The sequence below is a fragment of the Aeromonas sp. s6 genome (genome assembly GCF_040907815.1).
GTDB lineage: Bacteria > Pseudomonadota > Gammaproteobacteria > Enterobacterales > Aeromonadaceae > Aeromonas > Aeromonas caviae.
The window spans coordinates 51804-61989 of sequence record NZ_JBFOCN010000062.1; the positions used below are offsets into that span (position 1 = coordinate 51804).

12 protein-coding genes are annotated in these 10186 nt (G+C 60.6%); 10 read left to right on the forward strand and 2 right to left on the reverse strand.

Annotated features, from left to right (window positions below; translation table 11 throughout):
- Positions 1 to 109 precede the first annotated feature (109 nt).
- The gene (locus tag AB5Y50_RS10255) at positions 110 to 835 is read right to left on the reverse strand and encodes a carbonic anhydrase (RefSeq protein WP_039040335.1); all 726 of its coding nucleotides are present in this window, start codon (positions 833 to 835) and stop codon (positions 110 to 112) included.
- 645 nt (positions 836 to 1480) lie between these two features.
- On the opposite strand from AB5Y50_RS10255, the gene AB5Y50_RS10260 reads away from it, so the two are divergent.
- Together AB5Y50_RS10260 and AB5Y50_RS10265 are read left to right on the forward strand one after the other, a co-directional pair.
- Positions 1481 to 2236 (forward strand): DNA/RNA non-specific endonuclease, encoded by a 756-nt coding sequence (locus AB5Y50_RS10260; protein ID WP_052816101.1) that lies wholly within the window; start codon positions 1481 to 1483, stop codon positions 2234 to 2236.
- A gap of 207 nt (positions 2237 to 2443) precedes the next feature.
- Positions 2444 to 2791, forward strand: coding sequence for a DUF2541 family protein (locus AB5Y50_RS10265; RefSeq protein ID WP_080990045.1), 348 nt, complete (start codon positions 2444 to 2446; stop codon positions 2789 to 2791).
- A gap of 31 nt (positions 2792 to 2822) precedes the next feature.
- Here the strand turns inward: AB5Y50_RS10265 and mog are convergent, their stop codons facing one another.
- Positions 2823 to 3353 carry a molybdopterin adenylyltransferase gene (gene mog / locus AB5Y50_RS10270; protein ID WP_041212474.1) on the reverse strand — a complete coding sequence of 177 codons (531 nt, stop codon included), beginning with the start codon at positions 3351 to 3353 and terminating at the stop codon, positions 2823 to 2825.
- Between the two features lie 407 nt (positions 3354 to 3760).
- On the opposite strand from mog, the gene AB5Y50_RS10275 reads away from it, so the two are divergent.
- From AB5Y50_RS10275 to proX, 8 genes are all read left to right on the forward strand, one after another.
- On the forward strand, positions 3761 to 4099 hold the full coding sequence (locus AB5Y50_RS10275) for a DUF3135 domain-containing protein (RefSeq protein WP_010675440.1): 339 nt from the start codon (positions 3761 to 3763) through the stop codon (positions 4097 to 4099).
- A 232-nt stretch (positions 4100 to 4331) separates the two neighbouring features.
- Positions 4332 to 5129, forward strand: a complete 798-nt coding sequence (locus AB5Y50_RS10280; RefSeq protein WP_042014428.1) for a threonine/serine exporter ThrE family protein — start codon at positions 4332 to 4334, stop codon at positions 5127 to 5129.
- A complete protein-coding gene (locus AB5Y50_RS10285; RefSeq protein WP_263639559.1) occupies positions 5126 to 5251 on the forward strand; it encodes a hypothetical protein in 126 nt (41 codons plus the stop codon). Before AB5Y50_RS10280 ends, AB5Y50_RS10285 begins: the two co-directional genes overlap by 4 nt.
- Positions 5248 to 5715 carry a threonine/serine exporter family protein gene (locus AB5Y50_RS10290; protein WP_052816098.1) on the forward strand — a complete coding sequence of 156 codons (468 nt, stop codon included), beginning with the start codon at positions 5248 to 5250 and terminating at the stop codon, positions 5713 to 5715. Before AB5Y50_RS10285 ends, AB5Y50_RS10290 begins: the two co-directional genes overlap by 4 nt.
- A 23-nt stretch (positions 5716 to 5738) precedes the next feature.
- A complete protein-coding gene (gene folA / locus AB5Y50_RS10295; protein ID WP_049636571.1) occupies positions 5739 to 6230 on the forward strand; it encodes a type 3 dihydrofolate reductase in 492 nt (163 codons plus the stop codon).
- Positions 6231 to 6703: 473 nt separating this feature from the next.
- Positions 6704 to 7900, forward strand: a complete 1197-nt coding sequence (gene proV, locus AB5Y50_RS10300) for a glycine betaine/L-proline ABC transporter ATP-binding protein ProV (RefSeq protein WP_042878729.1) — start codon at positions 6704 to 6706, stop codon at positions 7898 to 7900.
- Positions 7897 to 9045 carry a glycine betaine/L-proline ABC transporter permease ProW gene (proW, locus tag AB5Y50_RS10305; RefSeq protein ID WP_052816096.1) on the forward strand — a complete coding sequence of 383 codons (1149 nt, stop codon included), beginning with the start codon at positions 7897 to 7899 and terminating at the stop codon, positions 9043 to 9045. Before proV ends, proW begins: the two co-directional genes overlap by 4 nt.
- Entirely contained in the window at positions 9042 to 10043 is a 1002-nt protein-coding gene (gene proX, locus AB5Y50_RS10310; protein WP_042878732.1) for a glycine betaine/L-proline ABC transporter substrate-binding protein ProX, read from the forward strand. The genes proW and proX overlap by 4 nt, the downstream gene beginning before the upstream one ends.
- The last annotated feature ends 143 nt before the right edge of the window (positions 10044 to 10186 follow it).

Here is a 10186-nt window from a genome sequence, read left to right on the forward strand (position 1 = left end):
ACTGCCCTGGGGGCAAAGATTACCGCCAGCCTGTAAACACCTTTGCGAAAGATGCAAAAGAGGGCCAACAGGCCCTCTTTTTATTGCGCGAATCGGTGAGATAACCCCCTTATTCCAGCACCAGTCGCCCGTTGAGAGGTTGGACGGGGCGGTTGTTGGGGTGGTGCATCACCGCCTTGAAGGCATCGATCTGGGCCTGGCTGGCCTGGACCGGCTCCTTCATCACCAGCCAGCGCACTCCTTCCGAGCAGGGTGGGGTGGTCAGGGACCCGCTGAAGCGGTAGTAGTCGTGCTGGGCGGGCAGCAGTTGCTCTGCCGAGATGGGTTCCTTGAAGGCATGGATCTCCCCCGCCTTGGCTGGCAGCACCTGCCAGGCCTGGCTCAGTGCCCCATTGGCCTGGCCCGGCTCGAACATCACGGCGACCACCGCCAGCTCCCCCTTGTCATTGGCATGGACCAGGTGACCCTCCAGGGGGTAGGACCTGCCTTCGATGAGGTTTTCGCTGGGGGCGTGGAAGTGGAACTGCTTGAGCTCGAAGTGCATGCCGTCGAGCTCAAGGGTGCTGCCGGGGGCATAGTTGACCTGCACCGTGTGGCCGTTGTTGACCAGCGTCTTGCCACCCGCCTGATAGTGGAACTGCAGGGGGGCCAGATCGGCCTTCACCAGACCCGAGAGGTTGACCGGCGACTGGTTGCTGCCGGCACACTGGCCATATTCCGGGGTCAGGCTGGCCCATTTCGCCGGGCCGGCCTCGCCGCTGTATTCCCAGTGTGTGGTGGCGGCAAAGGCGGCAGGGCAGAGCAGCAGGGCGCCAGCCAGCAGGGACTTTTTCATCATGCATCCTTATCCTGATTGAAAAGCACGACCATTCCTGGCCTTCCGGCAGGAAGGCCTCATCAATGGCATCGTTGGAAACGCAGGGTACGCGGTGCCAGACCGGATTAATTGTTATGAAAGGTCTGTCGTCATCGTTATTTGCAGCGTGGCATGAGGCGGCGCCATGATGTATTCCGGCAACGGGGCCCGCTTATTCATGGAGGAGAAATCCTGCGGGCATTTTCGCCATGAACGGCCCCCTTTCATGGCGCCCCAAATAGATGACGGGCTGATTCTAGAGGGCTTTTCATGGCTTCGTTTGATCTCGAGCAAACAAGCGCGGACTAATTATCGGGCTTGAGGATCCCTTATTTCGTTGGGATTTTTTCGATATTCCCTGACCCGGCCAGGGGCGTGCGTGGCGGGAGCCGGGCGCTGCGCTGACAGAGTGCCTCGGTGTTGACCCCTTATCTCTCTGATAGTGCTGGAGAAATTCCCCCCTCAGCACAGTGACGGCGGGATGACAATCCCCCGGTTGGCGGCGCCTTGTTTGCGGTTTTGCCGTCCTCTTCACATTTCCGGATTGCTCGCTATTTGTGCGATTGCCTTACTCATCCGACCTGGTGTCAAATCACTCCGCCTAACACAAGGAGTGGCATAATAATGAATAATATCAATAAATTAGTTCTGGCTATCGGATTCACTCTCACCACCTTCCCGAGCCTGGCGGCGGGATTCCAGTGCGGGGAGCACGTCACCCTGGGGGTACCCGGTCAATCCAGTCAGCTGTTGTGCCGGGAGGGCTATGCCGCCGGGTACAACTACGACACCAAGGTCTCTGACTGGGTCTCTTACCGGATGACGGCCGCCAGCGCCCAGGGCCAGGTGCCGCGCAAGGATGCCTTCGCCGAGGACAAGGAGGTGCCGGTGCAGTTTCGCGCCACCCTGTCGGACTACAAGGGCTCGGGCTATGACCGCGGCCACCAGGCGCCGGCGGCGGACATGCGCTCCACCGCCAACACCATGAAGCAGAGCTTCCTGCTGACCAACATGACCCCGCAACTGCCGGCGCTCAACCAGGGGGCCTGGCGCATCCTGGAGGAGAAGACCCGGCAGTGGGCCATCACCTACAAGAGCGTGCAGGTGATCACCGGCCCCATCTTCACCCACTCCGATGGCGCCATCGGCAACGGCGTGACCGTGCCCCACGCCTACTACAGGGTGGTGATGGATCTGGCGGGCAAGCGGGCCATCGCCTTCATCCTGCCGCAAGAGAACGTCTCGGCCAGTCGGCTGGCGGACTATGTGGTGACGGTGGATGAGGTGGAGGAGCAGACCGGGCTCGACTTTTTCACCGAGCTGCCGGATGAGCAGGAAGAGGCCATGGAGTCGCGGCTGTCGGCCATGTGGGGCAGCTAGCGCGTCCGGCAGGGGTAACGGGGGCCCAGGCCCCCGTTACCCACACGGCCTCCGGCCATTGCCATGGCCCCTGGTACAGGGCCAGTACAGCTTGGGTCTGGCATCGGGCCCTTATCATGACTCCTTTTTTCAGGAGGCATCATGTCAGCGCTGTTTTCCCTTTACTCCTTGTCCACTCTTGCCCGCGCGTTGCGCATCTGCGTACCCATGGCGCTGCTGGGGGCTGCTGTTCCCCCCGCCATGGCCGACGAGGATATCCGCTTGGGGCAGACCATTCTGCTCGGGGTCGGCGATCATCCCGCCATCATTCCCATGCTCGCCTGCCGATCGACCAAATCCATCATGGTCAAGGCAGGGCGGGAGTTGACCCTGGAGCGGGTCAAGGTGTTCTACGGCAACGATCGCAGCAAGACCCTCTATTTCGACAAGGTGTTGAAAGAGGATCAGGAGTCGGGGTGGCAATCCCTCGGCAGCCGACTCTGCATCAAGCGCATCGAGGTGTACGGCAATTCGGAAGGGAGCAGGGCGGGGGTCAAGGTGTACGGGCGCAAATGAGCAAAGGGCGGGGGAAATCCCCGCCCAGTGCTTATTTCTTCGGGCGGAACGGTTTGATGATGGCCTCGTCGCACTCGAGATAGGGCCCTTCCATCAGGTCGATGCAGTAGGGAATGGCAGGGAAGACCGCATCCAGGCACTCGCGGATCGATTTGGGCTTGCCCGGCAGGTTGACGATGAGCGAGCTGCCGCGCAGGCCGGCGGTCTGGCGCGACAGGATGGCGGTCGGCACGAACTTGAGGGACTCGGCCCGCATCAGCTCGCCAAAGCCCGGCATCATGCGATCGCACACCGCCTCGGTGGCCTCCGGGGTCACATCCCGCCTGGCCGGCCCGGTGCCTCCCGTGGTAACGACAAGGCAGCACTGCTCATCGTCCACCAGCCGAACCAGGGTCGCCTCAATCTGATCCTGCTCGTCGGGGATCACCTGATAGACGGGCTCCCATTCCGAGGTCAGGTAGGCGTTCAGGGTGTCGATGATGGCCTTGCCGGAGAGATCTTCGTAGATGCCTGCACTGGCGCGATCGCTGACGGTGACGATACCGATTCTTGCCTTGCTCATGGTCTGCCCTTGGTTGCCGCAATAAAGTGGTAAATAAAATAACATAATCAGTGAGATATGTTAAACCGCAGGATGAGGCAAGGGGAGGGCGTCGAGCCAGGGAGAGAGTCGAATGAAAAACAATTTTGAGGAAAGTCCCTTAATAAGGCATAAGGCCGATAAAAATGGTGCTGAAATTTTATAAAAAAACTGACGCAGGCCGGATTCGGTTAATTTCATGAATCATAAGGAATAAATGATTTTTTCCGCCAACAATGCGCAATCCGTGCCAAAAACCGGACTCCTGTGGCTCGGCGGTGAATGGCCCAAAATCGCCACCATCCTATATAACCTTCCCTAGGGACAGTGAAATAGTGATGTGCCCGGCGTCGTTCCATTCCATGGGCGAGGTCCGGCCAGGAGGGTATATGGAGCTGCCTGATTTCGATACCCTGAAGTACTGGGCGCTGGCCGAGCCGGAGCGACTCGACGCGCTGCTGCACCAGCAGATAGAGACCCTGATCGCCCAGGTGGGACCAGAGCGGCAACGTCGGTTGCGAGGTCTGCAATTTCGCATCGACTGCCAGCGCCGCCTGGCAAGAAACAACCTCGACAGCTGCATCCGGATAGCCAACATGATGCATGACTCCGTCTACGCCATGCGCCAGCACATTCTGGATCTGCAGAACGAATCTTGTCAGGAAATGGCAGAGCCCCCGCTGCCGGATAATGTGATAGCGTTTTCCAGTTATCTGAAACGGAAATAATTCACGGCCCTGTTCAAGATATAAAAAAACAGGGATTTTATTAATTTGTTTCACCCCTTCTCAAACAAGTTGTTAAGCAAGTTGGGTGAATTGTTTTTTATTTGCTGCAAATATTCCCCGGGCGGCTGAATAATAGTGACCAGTGCCCGCAGTCCGATAGAGATGGATGAAGGTGTATTTATTTTGGGGTAATATCCAGACACATTTCATCTTGCTATGACTCAAAGGGATCATGAGAAGTATCACACCAGGAAGGGTGCTGTCGCGAGAGCAGCAGACGGAGATCACCCGGATCATCGTCAAGGCGGGCCAGATGCTGGCCCAGTTTGGGGCGGAGAGCCGCATCATCGAGCAGACCACGGTCCGGCTCGGCATGGCGCTCGGGCTGGAGAGCGTCGAGATGGCCATCTCTTCCAGCGCCATCGTCCTCACCAGTCTCTACCAGGGCAGTTGCGTCACCACCACCCGCCGGGTGCGGGAGCACGGCATCAACATGCAGGTGGTGTGCGAAATCCAGCGCATCTGCATCATGACGGAGAAGTCGCTTATCGGCGCGCGCGAGGTACGTCAGCGCCTCGAGGCCATCACGCCGTTCCACTATCACCCCTGGCTGGTGGTACCCATGGTGGGGCTCTCCTGCGGTGCCTTCAGCCTGCTGTTTGGCGGTGACTGGCCCATCTTCCTGGTGACCTGCTGCTCGGCCTCGGTCGCCATGCGGGTGCGCCAGCTCATTGCCCGCCATCACCACAGTCCCCTCATCAACTTTGCCGCCACCGGTTTCATCGCCACCCTGCTCGCCTCCAGCGCCACCTTCTTCGGCTGGGGCGAACAACCCTATCTCGCCATGGCCGCCAGCGTGTTGCTGCTGGTGCCGGGGTTCCCGCTCATCAATGCGGTCTCCGACATGGTGAAGGGTTACTTCAACATGGGGCTGGCCCGCTGGGGCACGGCGACACTGCTGACCATCAGCGCAGCCATAGGGATCATTCTCGCCATGTCGGTGACTGGTATCTGGGGGTGGAAAGTATGAAGATCTTTGACGTTGTATCGACCCTGTTGATCGGGGCAAACCGGCTATCCATCAGCGCGTGGAACCATATCGGGATCATGCTCGCCATGTCGGTGACCGGTATCTGGGGGTGGAAGGTATGATGGAACTGCTCTGGCTGCTGGGCAAGGATGCCTTCTGGTCGGCCATTCCGGCGGTGGGCTTTGCCATGCTGTTCAACGTGCCGCCACGGATGCTCAAATATTGCGCCATGGGGGGCGCCTTGGCCCACAGCCTGCGTACCCTGCTCATCCACTACGGCATGCCCATCGAGTGGGCCACTCTGGCAGCGGCGACCACGGTCGGCTTTGTCTGTGTCTACTGGTCGCGCCGCCTGCTGGCACCGCGCCCGGTGTTCAGCGTCGCCTCCATCATTCCCATGATCCCGGGCAGCTATGCGTTCAAGACCATGATCGCCATTGTGGAGCTCAATATCTCCGGGGTGACCATGGAGCTGCTTCAGAGCGCGGTGGAGAACGGCCTCAAGGCGCTGTTTATCGTGGGGGCCCTGAGTTTCGGTTTGGCGATCCCCTCTCTGGTCGTGTACCGTAACCGCCCCATTATCTGACGACGGTGCGAGAGGTTGACCCCATGATGATTTCCATGATTGCCGCCATGGCCCATGATCGGGTGATAGGGCTGGACAACCAGATGCCCTGGCACCTGCCGGCGGATCTGGCCCACTTCAAGCGGGTCACCCTGGGCAAGCCGGTGCTGATGGGGCGCAAGACCTTTGAATCCATCGGACGACCGCTGCCCGGGCGCCGCAATCTGGTGATCAGCCGCAACCCCGACTACCGGGCCGACGGCGTGGAGGTTATCGACTCGGTGGAGGCCGCACTGGCCCTGCTGGCGGATAGTGACGTCGCGGAGCTGATGGTGATCGGGGGCGGTCATCTCTACGGCCAGCTGCTGCCACGGGCCGACAGGCTCTATCTGACCCGTATCGATCTGGCGGTGGAAGGGGATACCCGCTTCCCGGCCTTCGATGAGAACGACTGGTCGTGCATCGAGCGCGAGTCCCATCACCCCGACGAGAAGAACCCCCATCCCTACTGTTTCGAGACCTGGCAGCGGCGCTGAGCCCTCTGATGCCATGAAGAGCCCCTTGCGACAGCCGGGGGCTTTTTTGTGCCCTGTTGCTGCAAAGAGAAGGGGGCTGAACCGGCATGGTTGAAGGTGCCTGAAGCAATATCCGGAATGCGTGACATTAAAATTATTAGTTATGTAATGAATAAGCCATTCATCGTCCCGATGGGCGCCGTCGTCCCCGCCCTCTCTTTTCGCCTGCTGATAACGCCCTTTAATTATTAATAAAATGTGCTGAAAGTGCATCGATACTGTGGCGACCCTGTCTGTTATAGGTGTTTTTATCGTGATTTAATGGATTTTTATGAATAAAAATAACCAATAAAAATCAATGGCTTAAATTTAACCTTTCCAGGCTGGCTTCAATTGGTTCTTTTGTTTGGGTGTGAAATTGCTTAGTGTTAAAAGTAATTGGCTCACGTTCGACGGTTTGCCAGGCAAGGCGTCGGCCAAGAAAAAAGGACAATATGACAGTCAAACTCGAGGTCAAATCCCTCTACAAAATCTTCGGCGATCAGCCGGATAAAGCGTTCAAATTGCTGGCGAAAGGGCATGATCGCGCCAGTATCCTGAAAAAGACCGGACAGACCCTGGGGGTCCAGGATGTCAATCTGGCCATCAACGAAGGGGAGATCTTCGTGGTGATGGGCCTCTCCGGTTCGGGCAAGTCCACCCTGGTGCGGCTTTTCAACCGGCTGATCGAGCCAACCCGCGGCCAGGTGCTGATCGATGGCGAGGACATCGCCGCCATCTCGGAGCGCGAACTGCGCCAAGTGCGCCGCAAGAAGATCAGCATGGTATTCCAGTCTTTCGCCCTGATGCCGCACCTGAGTGTGCTGGAAAATACCGCCTTCGGGCTGGAGCTGGCCGGAGTGCCACTGGCGAAGCGCCAGCAGAGCGCCCGTCAGGCGCTCCATCAGGTGGGGCTGGGACAGTGGATAGAGGCTTATCCGGATGCCCTCTCCGGCGGCATGAAGCAGCGGGTCGGGCTGGCCCGGGCCCTTGCCAATGACCCCGACATCCTGCTGATGGACGAAGCTTTCTCCGCGCTGGATCCCCTGATCCGCACCGAAATGCAGGATGAGCTGCTCAAGCTGCAGGCCAGCCAGCAGCGCACCATCGTCTTCATCTCTCACGATCTGGACGAGGCAATGCGCATCGGCGATCGCATCGCCATCATGCAGGATGGCCAGCTGGTGCAAGTGGGCACCCCGGACGAGATCCTGAACCAGCCCGCCAACGACTATGTGCGCGCCTTCTTTCGCGGGGTGGATCTGGCCCATGTGTTCAGCGCCCGCGACGTGGCCAGCCGCAAGCAGGTGCCCCTCATCAAGAAACACACCACCGACGGGCCGGGCAACGCCCTGCGCCAGCTCAAGGAGCTTGAGCGGGAGTTCGGGTACGTGGTGGATCGCAGCCGCCGCTTCCTCGGGGTCGTCTCGGTGGAGTCGCTCGGTCAGGCGGTCAGGGCCAAAGGCAGCCTGGAGCAGGCGTTGCTGGCGGACATCCAGCCCATCCTGGCGGACACCGCCCTCAATGAACTGATCAGCCAGGTGGCGGCCGCCCCCTGTCAGGTGCCCGTGGTCGAGGAGGATGGCACTTACCTCGGCCTCATCTCCAAGGCCAATCTGCTCAACACCCTGGACAGGAGTACCCCGGCATGAAGCTGATGAATCCCCATTTCTTGCTGAGCGGGCTGCTGGCCCTGGTGCTGCTGGCGAGCCCTTCCCTGCGGGCCGATGAGGTGGCGGCAGACCCCTGGAGCGCGCCTGCGTCCACCGAGGTGTCCGATCCCTGGGGCAGTACCGACACCCAGGCCACCGACTGGCAGAACCAGATCGAAGCCGCCGACACCACAACAGCCATCGACTGGCTGGATCCTTTCCAGCAGGTGCTGGTGCCGCTGGATACCTGGGTGGAAGGGGGCATCGGCTGGCTGGTGGAGAACCTGCGGCCGCTGTTCCAGCTGATCCGCGCACCGGTGGAGCTGACCCTGAACGCCATGACCCATCTGCTGCAGACGGTGCCCTCCACCCTGATGATGGGGCTCCTGGCCCTGCTTGCCTGGCAACTGGTGAACGGCCGCATGGCGCTCGGCACGCTCGTATCTCTTGTGGGGATCGGGCTCATCGGGGCCTGGTCCGATGCCATGGTGACCCTGTCCCTGGTGCTGACCTCGCTGTTCTTCTGTGTGCTGCTGGGGTTGCCCACCGGCATCCTGCTGGCCCGCAGCGAGCGGCTCTCCACCTGGACCCGGCCGCTGCTGGATGCCATGCAGACCACCCCGGCGTTCGTCTACCTCATCCCCATCGTGATGCTGTTTGGCATCGGCAACGTACCCGGGGTGGTGGTGACCGTCATCTTCGCGCTGCCGCCCATGATCCGGCTCACCATGCTGGGTATTCGCCAGGTGCCCACGGATCTGGTGGAGGCTGCCCACTCGTTCGGTGCCAGCCCCTCCCAGTTGCTGTTCAAGGTACAGCTGCCGCTCGCCATGCCCACCATCATGGCCGGGGTCAACCAGACCCTGATGCTGGCGCTCTCCATGGTGGTGATCGCCTCCATGATCGCGGTGGGGGGCCTCGGCCAGATGGTGCTGCGCGGCATCGGCCGGCTCGACATGGGGCTCGCCTCCATCGGCGGCCTCGGCATCGTGCTGCTGGCCATCGTGCTCGACCGCCTCACCCAGGCGATGGGGCAACCGGATCGCACCCGTACCGGCCGCTGGTATCAGCACGGCCCCGCCGCCCTGCTGCTGCGTCTGACCGGTCGTGACAAGAAAATCGATTACAAAGGAGTAAATGCATGAGACAGACCACCAAAGGATTGACCCTGGGCACATTGCTGCTGAGTGCCCAACTGCTGAGCCCGCTCGCCATGGCCAGCGCCGAGTTGCCGGGGGAGGGGGTTCGCGTTCAGCCCTTGCAGAGCTCCTTGCCGGAAGAGGCCTTCCAGAGCCTGCTGGTGAGCAAGCTGATGGGGCGTCTGGGTTACGATGTCCAGCCCGCCCAGGAGGTGGACTACAACGTGGCTTATGCCTCGGTGGCCCAGGGAGACGGTACCTTCCTCGCGTTCAACTGGGTGCCGCTGCAGGACAACAAGTACGAGCAGGCGGGGGGCGACAAGGTGTTCTTCCGTGAGGGCACCTATGTGGCCGGTGCCGCCCAGGGGTACCTCATCGACAAGAAGACCGCGACCCAATACGGCATCACCAACCTGGGCCAGCTCAAGGATCCCGAGGTGGCGGCGCTGTTTGACGGGGATGGCGACGGCAAGGCCGACCTCATCGGTTGCAACCCCGGCTGGGGCTGCGAGGGGGCAATCAACCATCACCTCGACGCCTTTGGTCTGACCCCCACGGTGGCCCACAAGCAGGGCAACTACGCGGCGCTGATCGCCGATACCCTGGCTCGCTACCAGGCCGGCAAGCCGGTGCTCTATTACACCTGGACCCCCTACTGGCTCAGCAGCGAACTGGTGCCGGGCAAGGATGTGGTGTGGCTGGAAGTCCCCGCCGATGCCCCGGATGCGGCCAAGACCCGTTTGCCGAACGGCAAGAACTACGGCTTTGCGGTGAACACCATGCACATTGTTGCCAACAAGCGGTTTGCCGAAGCCAATCCGGCCGCCGCCAAGCTCTTCTCCATCGTCAAGCTGCCGCTCAATGACATCAACGTGCAGAACGGCCTGATGAACAAGGGGCAGAACAAGCCGGCGGACGTGGAGCGTCATGCCGACGCCTGGCTCAAGGGCCACGAGGCGCTGGTGAACGACTGGCTGAATCAGGCGCGCGCCGCCGCCATGTAATGAGGGGTACGTCGCCCTTCTGCACAAAGAAAAACGCCCGGCAGTTGCCGGCAATGCTGTTCACTTAAGCGGAGCCGCATTGCGATTTACCGGAAAACGGGTCTTTGATATCTTCACCGCCCTGGGTCTCGATGGCCTGGGGC